Annotated in this window: 25 protein-coding genes; all 25 read left to right on the top strand. The window is 42.0% G+C overall.

The genetic code is table 11. The features are described from left to right. Window positions 1–34 precede the first annotated feature (34 nt). Window positions 35–2242 carry an anaerobic ribonucleoside-triphosphate reductase gene (gene nrdD / locus HT696_RS02865; protein ID WP_173282722.1) on the top strand — a complete coding sequence of 736 codons (2208 nt, stop codon included), beginning with the start codon at window positions 35–37 and terminating at the stop codon, window positions 2240–2242. 11 nt (window positions 2243–2253) lie between these two features. Beyond that, window positions 2254–2394 carry a hypothetical protein gene (locus tag HT696_RS02860; protein WP_000521618.1) on the top strand — a complete coding sequence of 47 codons (141 nt, stop codon included), beginning with the start codon at window positions 2254–2256 and terminating at the stop codon, window positions 2392–2394. Window positions 2395–2437: 43 nt separating this feature from the next. Next, window positions 2438–2944 carry a GNAT family N-acetyltransferase gene (locus tag HT696_RS02855; RefSeq protein WP_173282721.1) on the top strand — a complete coding sequence of 169 codons (507 nt, stop codon included), beginning with the start codon at window positions 2438–2440 and terminating at the stop codon, window positions 2942–2944. After that, window positions 2937–3527 carry an anaerobic ribonucleoside-triphosphate reductase activating protein gene (gene nrdG / locus HT696_RS02850; RefSeq protein ID WP_033678521.1) on the top strand — a complete coding sequence of 197 codons (591 nt, stop codon included), beginning with the start codon at window positions 2937–2939 and terminating at the stop codon, window positions 3525–3527. Before HT696_RS02855 ends, nrdG begins: the two co-directional genes overlap by 8 nt. Continuing rightward, window positions 3524–4150 carry a phosphoribulokinase gene (locus HT696_RS02845; protein ID WP_173282720.1) on the top strand — a complete coding sequence of 209 codons (627 nt, stop codon included), beginning with the start codon at window positions 3524–3526 and terminating at the stop codon, window positions 4148–4150. Before nrdG ends, HT696_RS02845 begins: the two co-directional genes overlap by 4 nt. Before the next feature lie 243 nt (window positions 4151–4393). Then, on the top strand, window positions 4394–4702 hold the full coding sequence (rpsJ, locus tag HT696_RS02840; RefSeq protein ID WP_001284513.1) for a 30S ribosomal protein S10: 309 nt from the start codon (window positions 4394–4396) through the stop codon (window positions 4700–4702). A gap of 82 nt (window positions 4703–4784) precedes the next feature. Further along, a complete protein-coding gene (rplC, locus tag HT696_RS02835; RefSeq protein WP_173282719.1) occupies window positions 4785–5411 on the top strand; it encodes a 50S ribosomal protein L3 in 627 nt (208 codons plus the stop codon). A gap of 24 nt (window positions 5412–5435) precedes the next feature. Continuing rightward, on the top strand, window positions 5436–6059 hold the full coding sequence (gene rplD, locus HT696_RS02830) for a 50S ribosomal protein L4 (protein ID WP_000024549.1): 624 nt from the start codon (window positions 5436–5438) through the stop codon (window positions 6057–6059). After that, window positions 6059–6355: a 50S ribosomal protein L23 gene (locus HT696_RS02825; RefSeq protein ID WP_001055347.1), complete on the top strand. Its 297-nt coding sequence runs from the start codon at window positions 6059–6061 to the stop codon at window positions 6353–6355. The genes rplD and HT696_RS02825 overlap by 1 nt, the downstream gene beginning before the upstream one ends. A 17-nt stretch (window positions 6356–6372) precedes the next feature. After that, the gene (rplB, locus tag HT696_RS02820) at window positions 6373–7206 is read left to right on the top strand and encodes a 50S ribosomal protein L2 (RefSeq protein ID WP_000512911.1); all 834 of its coding nucleotides are present in this window, start codon (window positions 6373–6375) and stop codon (window positions 7204–7206) included. Between the two features lie 103 nt (window positions 7207–7309). Next, a complete protein-coding gene (rpsS, locus tag HT696_RS02815; protein WP_000533766.1) occupies window positions 7310–7591 on the top strand; it encodes a 30S ribosomal protein S19 in 282 nt (93 codons plus the stop codon). Between the two features lie 11 nt (window positions 7592–7602). Beyond that, window positions 7603–7947, top strand: coding sequence for a 50S ribosomal protein L22 (gene rplV, locus HT696_RS02810; protein WP_000818137.1), 345 nt, complete (start codon window positions 7603–7605; stop codon window positions 7945–7947). 12 nt (window positions 7948–7959) lie between these two features. Next, window positions 7960–8613 carry a 30S ribosomal protein S3 gene (gene rpsC, locus HT696_RS02805; RefSeq protein WP_000529936.1) on the top strand — a complete coding sequence of 218 codons (654 nt, stop codon included), beginning with the start codon at window positions 7960–7962 and terminating at the stop codon, window positions 8611–8613. A 3-nt stretch (window positions 8614–8616) separates the two neighbouring features. Then, complete coding sequence (gene rplP / locus HT696_RS02800) at window positions 8617–9030, top strand: 50S ribosomal protein L16 (protein WP_000960946.1); 414 nt, start codon at window positions 8617–8619, stop codon at window positions 9028–9030. 9 nt (window positions 9031–9039) lie between these two features. Next, window positions 9040–9246, top strand: coding sequence for a 50S ribosomal protein L29 (rpmC, locus tag HT696_RS02795; RefSeq protein ID WP_000772918.1), 207 nt, complete (start codon window positions 9040–9042; stop codon window positions 9244–9246). Between the two features lie 24 nt (window positions 9247–9270). Then, on the top strand, window positions 9271–9531 hold the full coding sequence (rpsQ, locus tag HT696_RS02790; protein ID WP_000440801.1) for a 30S ribosomal protein S17: 261 nt from the start codon (window positions 9271–9273) through the stop codon (window positions 9529–9531). 25 nt (window positions 9532–9556) lie between these two features. Next, window positions 9557–9925 (top strand): 50S ribosomal protein L14, encoded by a 369-nt coding sequence (rplN, locus tag HT696_RS02785; protein WP_000616545.1) that lies wholly within the window; start codon window positions 9557–9559, stop codon window positions 9923–9925. A 78-nt stretch (window positions 9926–10003) separates the two neighbouring features. Further along, window positions 10004–10309 carry a 50S ribosomal protein L24 gene (rplX, locus tag HT696_RS02780; protein WP_000497691.1) on the top strand — a complete coding sequence of 102 codons (306 nt, stop codon included), beginning with the start codon at window positions 10004–10006 and terminating at the stop codon, window positions 10307–10309. 23 nt (window positions 10310–10332) lie between these two features. Next, window positions 10333–10875, top strand: coding sequence for a 50S ribosomal protein L5 (gene rplE / locus HT696_RS02775; protein ID WP_000013542.1), 543 nt, complete (start codon window positions 10333–10335; stop codon window positions 10873–10875). Window positions 10876–10892: 17 nt separating this feature from the next. Continuing rightward, entirely contained in the window at window positions 10893–11078 is a 186-nt protein-coding gene (locus HT696_RS02770) for a type Z 30S ribosomal protein S14 (RefSeq protein ID WP_001085697.1), read from the top strand. A gap of 284 nt (window positions 11079–11362) precedes the next feature. Then, entirely contained in the window at window positions 11363–11761 is a 399-nt protein-coding gene (gene rpsH / locus HT696_RS02765) for a 30S ribosomal protein S8 (RefSeq protein ID WP_000245504.1), read from the top strand. A gap of 188 nt (window positions 11762–11949) precedes the next feature. Further along, the gene (gene rplF, locus HT696_RS02760) at window positions 11950–12486 is read left to right on the top strand and encodes a 50S ribosomal protein L6 (protein WP_000086635.1); all 537 of its coding nucleotides are present in this window, start codon (window positions 11950–11952) and stop codon (window positions 12484–12486) included. Between the two features lie 83 nt (window positions 12487–12569). Then, window positions 12570–12926, top strand: a complete 357-nt coding sequence (gene rplR / locus HT696_RS02755; protein WP_000624044.1) for a 50S ribosomal protein L18 — start codon at window positions 12570–12572, stop codon at window positions 12924–12926. 17 nt (window positions 12927–12943) lie between these two features. Further along, complete coding sequence (gene rpsE, locus HT696_RS02750; protein ID WP_000874202.1) at window positions 12944–13438, top strand: 30S ribosomal protein S5; 495 nt, start codon at window positions 12944–12946, stop codon at window positions 13436–13438. Between the two features lie 13 nt (window positions 13439–13451). Then, entirely contained in the window at window positions 13452–13634 is a 183-nt protein-coding gene (gene rpmD / locus HT696_RS02745) for a 50S ribosomal protein L30 (protein WP_000057241.1), read from the top strand. Window positions 13635–13767 lie beyond the last annotated feature (133 nt).

The following is a 13767-nucleotide window of genomic DNA, read 5'->3' as shown; positions in this document are numbered from 1 at the left end:
TTTTAGAAAGAACATTTTAGAAAAGAGAATGCATATGATTGCACTAGAAGAAAAAATTACAATTTTGCCAACTCTCTTCGTCGAGAAACGAGATGGGAGACGTGTTGTATTTGATGTGGACAAGATTGACAAGGCTCTCCACAAGGCGGCAGACAAGGTTATGGATGTGACACCCTTGGTCGAAAAACGCCTCAATGCTCTGACCGAGCGAATTGTCACAGAAATTCATAGTCGCTTTCCACAGGGGGTTAAGATTTACGAAATTCAAAATATTGTAGAACATGAACTCCTTGAAGCCAAAGAATATGCGCTGGCTGAGGAGTATATTACTTATCGGACGCAGAGGGATTTTGAGCGCTCAAAAGCGACAGATATCAACTTTAGTATCCATAAACTACTCAACAAAGACCAGGCAGTTGTCAATGAAAATGCTAATAAAGACAGCGATGTCTTTAATACCCAGCGTGATTTGACAGCAGGGATTGTTGGGAAATCAATCGGACTGCAAATGCTTCCCAAGCACGTAGCCAATGCCCACCAAAAGGGGGATATCCATTATCATGATTTGGACTACAGTCCCTATACTCCTATGACCAACTGCTGTTTGATTGATTTCAAGGGGATGTTGGAAAATGGTTTTAAGATTGGAAATGCAGAGGTAGAAAGTCCCAAGTCTATTCAGACTGCAACAGCTCAGATTTCCCAAATCATTGCCAACGTTGCTTCAAGCCAGTATGGGGGCTGTTCAGCTGACCGTATCGATGAAGTCTTGGCGCCTTATGCAGAGAAGAATTATCAAAAACATCTCAAAGATGCAGAAGAGTGGGTTTTGCCTGAAAAACGGGAAGATTATGCCTGGAAGAAAACGCAAAAGGACATCTACGATGCCATGCAATCTCTCGAGTATGAAATCAATACTCTCTTCACTTCAAATGGACAAACACCTTTTACTTCGCTAGGTTTTGGTCTGGGAACCAGTCGTTTTGAGCGGGAAATTCAAAAAGCTATCTTGAACATCCGAATCAAGGGACTTGGTTCAGAACACCGCACAGCTATCTTCCCTAAACTCATCTTTACGCTTAAAAGAGGACTCAATTTAGAGGAAGGTTCGCCTAACTACGACATCAAACAGTTGGCCCTCGAGTGTGCAACTAAACGGATGTATCCGGATGTCTTATCCTATGATAAGATTGTTGAGTTGACAGGTTCTTTCAAAGTTCCTATGGGTTGCCGTTCGTTCCTTCAAGGATGGAAGGATGAAAATGGTGTAGAAGTCAATTCAGGTCGCATGAACCTTGGTGTTGTGACAGTTAACCTACCTCGTATTGCTCTTGAGTCTGAGGGCGACATGAATAAGTTCTGGGAAATCTTCAACGAGCGAATGAATATCGCTGAAGATGCTCTTGTTTACCGTGTCGAACGCACGAAAGAGGCGACGCCAGCCAATGCTCCTATCCTTTATCAATACGGTGCTTTTGGCCATCGTCTAGGTAAAGAAGAAAGTGTTGACCAGCTCTTTAAGAATCGTCGCGCAACCGTTTCGCTGGGTTACATCGGTTTGTACGAGGTAGCGACAGTCTTCTTTGGAAATAGCTGGGAACACAATCCAGAAGCCAAGGAATTCACGCTAGACATTATTCGAGATATGAAACGCCGGGTAGAAGAGTGGTCTGACCAATATGGCTATCATTTCTCTATCTACTCAACACCGTCTGAAAGTTTGACAGATCGTTTCTGTAGACTAGATACAGAGAAGTTTGGTTCTATTCCTGATATTACAGATAAGGAATACTACACTAACTCTTTCCACTACGATGTTCGTAAAAATCCAACGCCGTTTGAAAAATTGGACTTTGAGAAAGTCTATCCAGAAGCAGGTGCGTCAGGTGGTTTCATCCATTATTGTGAGTATCCAGTCCTCCAGCAAAATCCTAAGGCTCTGGAAGCTGTCTGGGATTATGCCTATGACCGTGTGGGCTATCTTGGGACCAATACTCCAATAGACCGTTGCTACAAGTGTGACTTTGAAGGGGATTTTGAACCAACTGAGAGGGGCTTTGCTTGTCCTAACTGTGGCAATAGCGACCCTAAAACAGTAGACGTTGTTAAACGGACTTGTGGCTATTTAGGTAATCCTCAAGCGAGACCTATGGTCAATGGGCGTCACAAGGAAATTGCAGCGCGTGTCAAACACATGAATGGCTCAACGATTAAAATGGCTGGTCATCAAGTAACAAATTAGAAAGAAATGAAATGGGAAAATATCAATTAGACGATAAGGGGCGTGCACAAGTGACCCGTTATCACGAGAAACACTCTAAAGGTGGAGCTGGTAAAAAAGAACGCTTGCTCAACCTCAGAGAACAATTTTTAAACAAGAATAAGAAAAAATAAAAGTGAGAGTCAACTCTCGCTTTTCTCTTAGTGGGAGGTAAGGATGGAATTACGCAGACCAAGATTAACAGATAAAGAAACTGTTTTAGAGATGATGGCAGAGTTTGAACAGACTCAATCGGCTCATAACGGTGGCTTTTGGGATACTGAGAACTTTGATTATGAGGAGTGGCTAGAAACTAGCCATAATAAAGAAATGGGAATAGGATTGCTGGAAAATCGCGTTCCATCAATTCAGTTCGTATTGTTTGATAAATCAGGCCATGCTTTAGGCTTTTTGAATCTACGGCTGAGACTACATGAGGGTTTACTGAATTATGCTGGTCACATTGGCTACTCCATTCGCCCATCTGAAAGAGGGAAGGGTTATGCTAAAGAGACTCTCCGTCAGGGCTTGCAAGTTGCTAAAGAAAAAAACATAAAGAAAGCTCTTGTGACCTGTAGTGTGAATAATCCTGCTAGTAGAGCAGTCATTCTAGCAAATGGTGGGCTCCTTGAGGATGTTCGTAATGGAGTCGAGCGTTATTGGATAGAGGTAGCGAATGAATAATCCGAAACCACAAGAATGGAAAAGCGAGGAACTCAGTCAAGGGCGTATCATTGACTACAAGGCCTTTAACTTTGTGGATGGAGAGGGTGTGCGTAACTCTCTCTATGTATCAGGCTGCATGTTTCACTGCGAGGGGTGTTATAATGTTGCGACTTGGTCTTTCAATGCAGGAATTCCCTACACAGCAGAATTAGAAGAGCAAATCATGGCAGATCTTGCCCAGCCTTATGTTCAGGGGTTAACCTTACTGGGAGGGGAACCCTTTCTCAATACGGGAATTCTCTTGCCACTCGTGAAACGTATCCGGAAGGAATTGCCAGATAAAGACATCTGGTCCTGGACGGGCTATACTTGGGAAGAAATGATGTTGGAAACTCCAGATAAACTGGAACTCTTGTCACTGATTGACATTCTTGTCGATGGACGGTATGATCGAACTAAGAGAAATCTTATGCTTCAGTTTCGAGGTTCGTCCAACCAACGAATTATAGATGTGCAAAAATCGCTCCAAAGTGGGCAAGTAGTGATTTGGGACAAGCTTAATGACGGAAAAGAAAGCTATGAACAGGTGAAGAGAGAATGAAGAAAAAAGACTTAGTAGACCAACTAGTCTCAGAGATCGAGACGGGGAAAGTCAGGACACTGGGAATATACGGTCATGGGGCTTCGGGTAAATCAACTTTTGCACAGGAATTGTACCAAACCCTAGATTCTGCAAAGGTAAACTTATTGGAAACCGATCCTTACATTGCTTCAAATCGTCATTTAGTGGTGCCAAAGGAGACTCCAGACCAAAAAGTGACCGCTTGTTTACCTGTGGCTCATGAACTGGTAAGTTTAGAAAGAGACATTCTCGCTTTAAAGGCTGGCATGGATATCTTAACAATTGAAGAACCTTGGAAAGCTAGTGAGGTCTTGTCTGGAGCAAAGCCAATTCTGATTGTCGAAGGGATGTCTGTTGGCTTTTTACCCAAAGAACTCTTTGACAAAACTATCTGTTTCTACACGGATGAGGAGACCGAATTAAAGCGACGCCTTGCTAGAGATACGACTGTGAGAAATCGCGATGCATCCTTTATATTGGCTAGCCATCAGATGAGACGGGAGCAGTATCTGCGATACTATAAAGAAACTGAGTCAAGGGCGGACATTCTAGTGGACCAATCAGAAGGTAAATTTGAGGTCAAGAGGAGTCAGTTTATATAGAAGAAAATCCCTAATTTTAAAAAGAAAAATAGGAAAACAGTTTCATCGTAAAAAAACGAAAAAAACCTAACAAATCCCTTGCAATCGCAGGGGCTTTGTGTTATTCTATTATGGTGCTGTAAATTACAGCCTTAGCTTTGATGCAAGAGGTTGCGACACGCTCGGTTGCATTGCCACGCAACACCGCGTCGGTTTTCTTGTGGAGCTAGCCTATTATCTTAAATAGACGAAAAGGAGAAAAAGATGGCAAACAAAAAAATCCGTATCCGTTTGAAAGCTTACGAACACCGTACGCTTGACACAGCGGCTGCAAAAATCGTAGAATCAGCTACTCGTACAGGTGCACAAGTTGCGGGTCCAATTCCACTTCCAACTGAACGTAGCCTCTACACAATCATTCGTGCGACTCACAAATACAAAGACTCTCGCGAACAATTTGAAATGCGTACACACAAACGTTTGATCGATATCGTTAACCCAACTCAAAAAACAGTTGATGCTTTGATGAAATTGGATCTTCCAAGTGGTGTAAACGTAGAAATCAAACTTTAATCTAAAGCTTGATACCTTGAGCATAAAAAACGCTCGTTAAAAACTTTTTGAATAAAAAATATAGAAAAGGAACTATTTTCTCATGACAAAAGGAATCTTAGGGAAAAAAGTGGGAATGACTCAAATCTTCACTGAAGCTGGCGAATTGATCCCTGTAACAGTTATTGAAGCAACTCCAAACGTTGTCCTTCAAGTTAAAACTGTTGAAACAGACGGATACAACGCTATCCAAGTTGGTTTCGATGACAAACGCGAAGTATTGAGCAACAAACCTGCTAAAGGACATGTAGCGAAAGCTAACACGGCTCCTAAGCGCTTCATTCGTGAATTCAAAAACGTTGAAGGCTTGGAAGTTGGTGCTGAAATCACAGTTGATACATTCGCAGCTGGAGACGTTGTTGACGTAACTGGTACTTCTAAAGGTAAAGGTTTCCAAGGTGTTATCAAACGCCACGGACAATCACGTGGACCAATGGCTCACGGTTCTCGTTACCACCGTCGTCCAGGTTCTATGGGACCTGTTGCACCTAACCGCGTATTCAAAGGTAAAAACCTTGCAGGACGTATGGGTGGCGACCGCGTAACAATTCAAAACCTTGAAGTTGTACAAGTTGTTCCAGAAAAGAACGTTATCCTTATCAAAGGTAACGTACCAGGTGCTAAGAAATCTCTTATCACTATCAAATCAGCAGTTAAAGCTGGTAAATAATAAGGAAAGGGGAATACAGTCAAAATGGCAAATGTAACATTATTCGACCAAACTGGTAAACAAGCGGGCGAAGTTGTTCTTAACGATGCAATCTTTGGTATCGAACCAAACCAATCTGTTGTGTTTGATGTGATCATCAGCCAACGTGCTAGCCTTCGTCAAGGAACTCACGCAGTTAAAAACCGTTCAGCTGTTTCAGGTGGCGGACGCAAACCATGGCGTCAAAAAGGAACTGGACGTGCTCGTCAAGGTTCTATCCGCTCTCCACAATGGCGTGGTGGTGGAATCGTCTTCGGACCAACTCCACGTAGCTATGCGTACAAACTTCCTCAAAAAGTTCGTCGCCTTGCGCTTAAATCTGTTTACTCAGAAAAAGTTGCTGAAAACAAATTTGTAGCCGTTGATTCTCTTGAATTTACAGCTCCAAAAACTGCTGAATTTGCAAAAGTTCTTGCAGCTTTGAGCATCGATTCTAAAGTCCTTGTTATTCTTGAAGAAGGAAACGAATTCGCAGCTCTTTCAGCTCGTAACCTTCCAAACGTGAAAGTTGCGACTGCTACAACTGCAAGTGTTCTTGACATCGCAAATAGTGACAAACTTCTTGTTACTCAAGCAGCTATCTCTAAAATCGAGGAGGTTCTTGCATAATGAATTTGTATGATGTTATCAAAAAACCTGTTATCACTGAAAGCTCAATGGCTCAACTTGAAGCAGGGAAATATGTATTTGAAGTTGACACTCGTGCACACAAACTTTTGATCAAGCAAGCTGTTGAAGCTGCTTTCGAAGGTGTTAAAGTTGCAAATGTTAACACAATCAACGTAAAACCAAAAGCTAAACGTGTTGGACGTTACACTGGTTTTACTAACAAAACTAAAAAAGCTATCATCACACTTACAGCTGATTCTAAAGCAATCGAGTTGTTTGCTGCTGAAGCTGAATAATCTAAGGAGGAAATATCGTGGGAATTCGTGTTTATAAACCAACAACAAACGGTCGCCGTAATATGACTTCTTTGGATTTCGCTGAAATCACAACAAGCACTCCTGAAAAATCATTGCTTGTTGCATTGAAGAGCAAGGCTGGTCGTAACAACAACGGTCGTATCACAGTTCGTCACCAAGGTGGTGGACACAAACGTTTCTACCGTTTGGTTGACTTCAAACGTAACAAAGACAACGTTGAAGCAGTTGTTAAAACAATCGAGTACGATCCAAACCGTTCTGCAAACATCGCTCTTGTACACTACACTGACGGTGTGAAAGCATACATCATCGCTCCAAAGGGTCTTGAAGTAGGTCAACGTATCGTTTCAGGCCCAGAAGCAGATATCAAAGTCGGGAATGCTCTTCCACTTGCTAACATTCCAGTTGGTACTTTGATCCACAACATCGAGTTGAAACCAGGTCGTGGTGGTGAATTGGTACGTGCTGCTGGTGCATCTGCTCAAGTATTGGGTTCTGAAGGTAAATACGTTCTTGTTCGTCTTCAATCAGGTGAAGTTCGTATGATTCTTGGAACTTGCCGTGCTACAGTTGGTGTTGTCGGAAACGAACAACACGGACTTGTAAACCTTGGTAAAGCAGGACGTAGCCGTTGGAAAGGTATCCGCCCAACAGTTCGTGGTTCTGTAATGAACCCTAACGATCACCCACACGGTGGTGGTGAAGGTAAAGCACCAGTTGGTCGTAAAGCACCATCTACTCCATGGGGCAAACCTGCTCTTGGTCTTAAAACTCGTAACAAGAAAGCGAAATCTGACAAACTTATCGTTCGTCGTCGCAACGAGAAATAATATTAAACTAGTCGCTTAAGCAACTAGTAAATCCGCCAGCTCGGTAGCGCTCCATAGGAGCGCAAGCCGCTGTGGTACAACATTTAAAGGAGAAAATATAAAAATGGGACGCAGTCTTAAAAAAGGACCTTTCGTCGATGAGCATTTGATGAAAAAAGTTGAAGCTCAAGCTAACGACGAAAAGAAAAAAGTTATTAAAACTTGGTCACGTCGTTCAACGATCTTCCCAAGTTTCATTGGTTACACTATCGCAGTTTATGACGGACGTAAACACGTACCTGTTTACATCCAAGAAGACATGGTAGGTCACAAACTTGGTGAATTTGCACCAACTCGTACTTACAAAGGTCACGCTGCAGACGACAAGAAAACACGTAGAAAATAAGGAGAACATAAATGGCAGAAATTACTTCAGCTAAAGCAATGGCTCGTACAGTACGTGTTTCACCTCGTAAATCACGTCTTGTTCTTGATAACATCCGTGGTAAAAGCGTAGCCGATGCAATCGCAATCTTGACATTCACTCCAAACAAAGCTGCTGAAATCATCTTGAAAGTTTTGAACTCAGCTGTAGCTAACGCTGAAAACAACTTTGGTTTGGATAAAGCTAACTTGGTAGTATCTGAAGCATTCGCAAACGAAGGACCAACTATGAAACGTTTCCGTCCACGTGCGAAAGGTTCAGCTTCACCAATCAACAAACGTACAGCTCACATCACTGTAGCTGTTGCAGAAAAATAAGGAGGTAAAATCGTGGGTCAAAAAGTACATCCAATTGGTATGCGTGTCGGCATCATCCGTGATTGGGATGCCAAATGGTATGCTGAAAAAGAATACGCGGATTACCTTCATGAAGATCTTGCAATCCGTAAATTCGTTCAAAAAGAACTTGCTGACGCAGCAGTTTCAACTATTGAAATCGAACGCGCAGTAAACAAAGTTAACGTTTCACTTCACACTGCTAAACCAGGTATGGTTATCGGTAAAGGTGGTGCTAACGTTGATGCACTCCGTGCAAAACTTAACAAATTGACTGGAAAACAAGTACACATCAACATCATCGAAATCAAACAACCTGATTTGGATGCTCACCTTGTAGGTGAAGGAATTGCTCGTCAATTGGAGCAACGTGTTGCTTTCCGTCGTGCACAAAAACAAGCAATCCAACGTGCAATGCGTGCTGGAGCTAAAGGAATCAAAACTCAAGTATCAGGTCGTTTGAACGGTGCAGATATCGCCCGTGCTGAAGGATACTCTGAAGGAACTGTTCCGCTTCACACACTTCGTGCAGATATCGATTACGCTTGGGAAGAAGCAGATACTACATACGGTAAACTTGGTGTTAAAGTATGGATCTACCGTGGTGAAGTTCTTCCAGCTCGCAAAAACACTAAAGGAGGTAAATAACCAATGTTAGTACCTAAACGTGTTAAACACCGTCGTGAATTCCGTGGAAAAATGCGCGGTGAAGCAAAAGGTGGAAAAGAAGTAGCATTCGGTGAATACGGTCTTCAAGCTACAACTAGCCACTGGATCACTAACCGCCAAATCGAAGCTGCTCGTATCGCCATGACTCGTTACATGAAACGTGGTGGTAAAGTTTGGATTAAAATCTTCCCACACAAATCATACACTGCTAAAGCTATCGGTGTGCGTATGGGATCTGGTAAAGGGGCACCTGAAGGTTGGGTAGCACCAGTTAAACGTGGTAAAGTGATGTTCGAAATCGCTGGTGTATCTGAAGAGATTGCACGCGAAGCGCTTCGTCTTGCTAGCCACAAATTGCCAGTTAAATGTAAATTCGTAAAACGTGAAGCAGAATAAGGAGAAGGCATGAAACTTAATGAAGTAAAAGAATTTGTTAAAGAACTTCGTGGTCTTTCTCAAGAAGAACTCGCGAAGCGCGAAAACGAATTGAAAAAAGAATTGTTTGAACTTCGTTTCCAAGCTGCTACTGGTCAATTGGAACAAACAGCTCGCTTGAAAGAAGTTAAAAAACAAATCGCTCGTATCAAAACAGTTCAATCTGAAGCGAAATAATAGACTAGGGAAGGAGAAATTTCAATGGAACGCAATAATCGTAAAGTTCTTGTTGGACGTGTTGTATCTGACAAAATGGACAAGACAATCACAGTTGTAGTTGAAACAAAACGTAACCACCCAGTCTATGGTAAACGTATTAACTACTCTAAAAAATACAAAGCTCATGATGAAAACAATGTTGCCAAAGAAGGCGATATCGTACGTATCATGGAAACTCGCCCGCTTTCAGCTACAAAACGTTTCCGTCTTGTAGAAGTTGTTGAAGAAGCGGTCATCATCTAATCAAACCTGAAAGGAGAAAACTGAAATGATTCAAACAGAAACTCGTTTGAAAGTCGCAGACAACAGCGGTGCTCGCGAAATCTTGACTATCAAAGTTCTTGGTGGTTCAGGACGTAAATTTGCAAACATCGGTGATGTTATCGTGGCATCTGTAAAACAAGCTACTCCTGGTGGTGCGGTTAAAAAAGGTGACGTTGTTAAAGCAGTTATCGTTCGTACTAAATCAGGTGCTCGTCGTGCTGATGGTTCATACATCAAATTTGACGAAAACGCAGCAGTTATCATCCGTGAAGACAAAACTCCTCGCGGAACACGTATCTTTGGCCCAGTTGCACGTGAATTGCGTGAAGGTGGCTTCATGAAGATCGTGTCACTTGCTCCAGAAGTACTTTAATTTTTAGAAACAAACTAGTCCCCTGGATTTACCTCCAGGGTGCCCTTATGGGCGTAAGAAAAATCAAGGAGAAACCTAATGTTTGTAAAAAAAGGCGACAAAGTTCGCGTAATCGCTGGTAAAGATAAGGGAACAGAAGCTGTTGTCCTTACTGCCCTTCCAAAAGTAAACAAAGTTATCGTTGAAGGTGTTAACATCGTTAAGAAACACCAACGTCCAACTAACGAGCTTCCTCAAGGTGGTATCATCGAGAAAGAAGCAGCTATCCACGTATCAAACGTTCAAGTTTTGGACAAAAATGGTGTAGCTGGTCGTGTTGGTTACAAATTTGTAGACGGTAAAAAAGTTCGCTACAACAAAAAATCAGGCGAAGTGCTTGATTAATCACGAAGGAAAGGAGAAGTATAATGGCAAATCGTTTAAAAGAAAAATATCTTAATGAAGTAGTTCCTGCTTTGACAGAACAATTCAACTACTCATCAGTGATGGCTGTGCCTAAAGTAGATAAGATCGTTTTGAACATGGGTGTTGGTGAAGCTGTATCAAACGCTAAAAGCCTTGAAAAAGCTGCTGAAGAATTGGCACTTATCTCAGGTCAAAAACCACTTATCACTAAAGCTAAAAAATCAATCGCCGGCTTCCGTCTTCGTGAAGGTGTTGCGATCGGTGCAAAAGTTACCCTTCGTGGTGAACGTATGTACGAATTCTTGGATAAATTGGTTTCAGTTTCACTTCCACGTGTACGTGACTTCCACGGTGTTCCAACAAAATCATTTGATGGACGCGGAAACTACACACTTGGTGTGAAAGAACAATTGATCTTCCCAGAAATCAACTTCGATGACGTTGACAAAACTCGTGGTCTTGACATCGTTATCGTAACAACTGCTAACACTGACGAAGAGTCACGTGCATTGCTTACAGGCCTTGGAATGCCTTTTGCAAAATAATATAGGAGGTAAATCTAATGGCTAAAAAATCAATGATTGCTAAGAACAAACGTCCAGCGAAGTTCTCTACTCAAGCTTATACTCGTTGTGAAAAATGTGGTCGTCCACATTCAGTTTACCGCAAATTTAAACTTTGCCGTGTTTGCTTCCGTGAATTAGCTTACAAAGGACAAATTCCTGGTGTAACAAAAGCATCTTGGTAATTTAAGATATCAAGGGCGTCAAAACTCCAAGTGAAAATAGGGAACTTGACGAAGAAACTAAAGTTTCTAGGAAAGTTTATCTTTTTCACACAGAGTTTAGCCCGGGTTCAGTTGGGCTTGCCAATTTGAACACGAGCTACAGCTTTGGCAAAAAAGACCAATTTTCTTTGGAGCATCGCTCCTGCATCAAATTGCCTATTTTTGCTCTTGCTGTTACGCTCTTTGTATCATGTGTTAACTAGCAAGTGCAACTTGCAAACTACTAGTAAGAGGAGAAAAACAAAATGGTTATGACTGACCCAATCGCAGACTTCCTAACTCGTATTCGTAACGCTAACCAAGCTAAACACGAAGTACTTGAAGTACCTGCATCAAACATCAAAAAAGGGATTGCTGAAATCCTTAAACGCGAAGGTTTTGTAAAAAACGTTGAAATCATCGAAGATGACAAACAAGGCATCATCCGTGTATTCCTTAAATACGGACCAAACGGTGAAAAAGTTATCACTAACTTGAAACGTGTTTCTAAACCAGGACTTCGTGTCTACAAAAAACGTGAAGACCTTCCAAAAGTTCTTAACGGACTTGGAATTGCTATCCTTTCAACTTCTGAAGGTTTGCTTACTGATAAAGAAGCACGCCAAAAGAATGTTGGTGGAGAAGTTATCGCTTACGTTTGGTAATATTTAGCTCCCAATTTCTTTGTGACTCTTCGTTATCGTCTCTTGCCTAACCCAAAGTTATGCCTGCGAGACGATGCCTAGATTCACTTTGAAATTGAAACCTAAATGTTCCTTTAAATCGAGAAATCGATTTAGCCCCCGTGAAAACTGGCCGTTCTGGCCTGACAATTTAACAGGAGAAAATAAACATGTCACGTATTGGTAATAAAGTTATCGTGTTGCCTGCTGGTGTTGAACTCACTAACAATGACAACCTTGTAACTGTAAAAGGACCTAAAGGAGAACTTACTCGTGAGTTCTCAAAAGATATTGAAATCCGTGTGGAAGGCACTGAAGTAACTCTTCACCGTCCAAACGATTCAAAAGAAATGAAAACTATCCACGGAACTACTCGTGCCCTTTTGAACAACATGGTTGTTGGTGTATCAGAAGGATTCAAGAAAGAACTTGAAATGCGCGGGGTTGGTTACCGTGCACAACTTCAAGGATCTAAACTTGTTTTGGCTGTTGGTAAATCTCATCCAGACGAAGTTGAAGCTCCAGAAGGAATTACTTTTGAACTTCCAAACCCAACAACAATCGTTGTTAGCGGAATTTCAAAAGAAGTAGTTGGGCAAACAGCTGCTTACGTACGTAGCCTTCGTTCACCAGAACCATATAAAGGTAAAGGTATCCGTTACGTTGGTGAATTCGTTCGCCGTAAAGAAGGTAAAACAGGTAAATAATGTTGAGTGGTTGATTTTCAACCACCAACCTATTTTCCAACTTTGTGCATAGCACACGATTTAAAACTAAAGAGGTGAAAACTGTGATTTCAAAACCAGATAAAAACAAACTCCGCCAAAAACGCCACCGTCGCGTTCGCGGAAAACTCTCTGGAACTGCTGATCGCCCACGTTTGAACGTATTCCGTTCTAATACAGGCATCTACGCTCAAGTGATTGATGACGTAGCGGGTGTAACGCTCGCAAGTGCTTCAACTCTTGACAAAGAAGTTTCAAAAGGAACTAAAACTGAACAAGCCGTTGCTGTCGGTAAACTCGTTGCAGAACGTGCAAACGCTAAAGGTATTTCAGAAGTGGTGTTCGACCGCGGTGGATATCTATATCACGGACGTGTGAAAGCTTTGGCTGATGCAGCTCGTGAAAACGGATTGAAATTCTAATAGGAGGACACTAGAAAATGGCATTTAAAGACAATGCAGTTGAATTAGAAGAACGCGTAGTTGCTGTCAACCGTGTTACAAAAGTTGTTAAAGGTGGACGTCGTCTTCGTTTCGCAGCTCTTGTTGTTGTTGGTGACCACAACGGTCGCGTAGGATTTGGTACTGGTAAAGCTCAAGAAGTTCCAGAAGCAATCCGTAAAGCAGTAGATGATGCTAAGAAAAACTTGATCGAAGTTCCTATGGTTGGAACAACAATCCCACACGAAGTTCTTTCAGAATTCGGTGGAGCTAAAGTATTGTTGAAACCTGCTGTAGAAGGTTCTGGAGTTGCCGCTGGTGGTGCAGTTCGTGCCGTTGTGGAATTGGCAGGTGTGGCAGATATTACATCTAAATCACTTGGTTCTAACACTCCAATCAACATTGTTCGTGCAACTGTTGAAGGTTTGAAACAATTGAAACGCGCTGAAGAAGTTGCTGCCCTTCGTGGTATTTCAGTTTCTGATTTGGCATAAGAAAGGGGATAAAATGGCTCAAATTAAAATTACTTTGACTAAGTCTCCAATCGGACGCATTCCATCACAACGTAAAACTGTTGTAGCACTTGGACTTGGCAAATTGAACAGCTCTGTTATTAAAGAAGATAACGCTGCTATCCGTGGTATGATCACAGCAGTATCTCACTTGGTAACAGTTGAAGAAGTAAACTAATGAATTTTTAGGGGATGTGCACTATACCATCCCCTAAAACTAGATATAGTCATCTATGATGACGTCGTATAGGCGAGTTGATGGGGGAGACAACCTTTTCTCCCTTATCGGCGCTAGCATTTTACAAAAGAGG

Source organism: Streptococcus sp. 9903, from assembly GCF_013276625.1.
GTDB lineage: Bacteria > Bacillota > Bacilli > Lactobacillales > Streptococcaceae > Streptococcus.
Note: the sequence above shows the minus strand (reverse complement) of the source record. Positions and strands in the feature narration are given on the sequence as shown.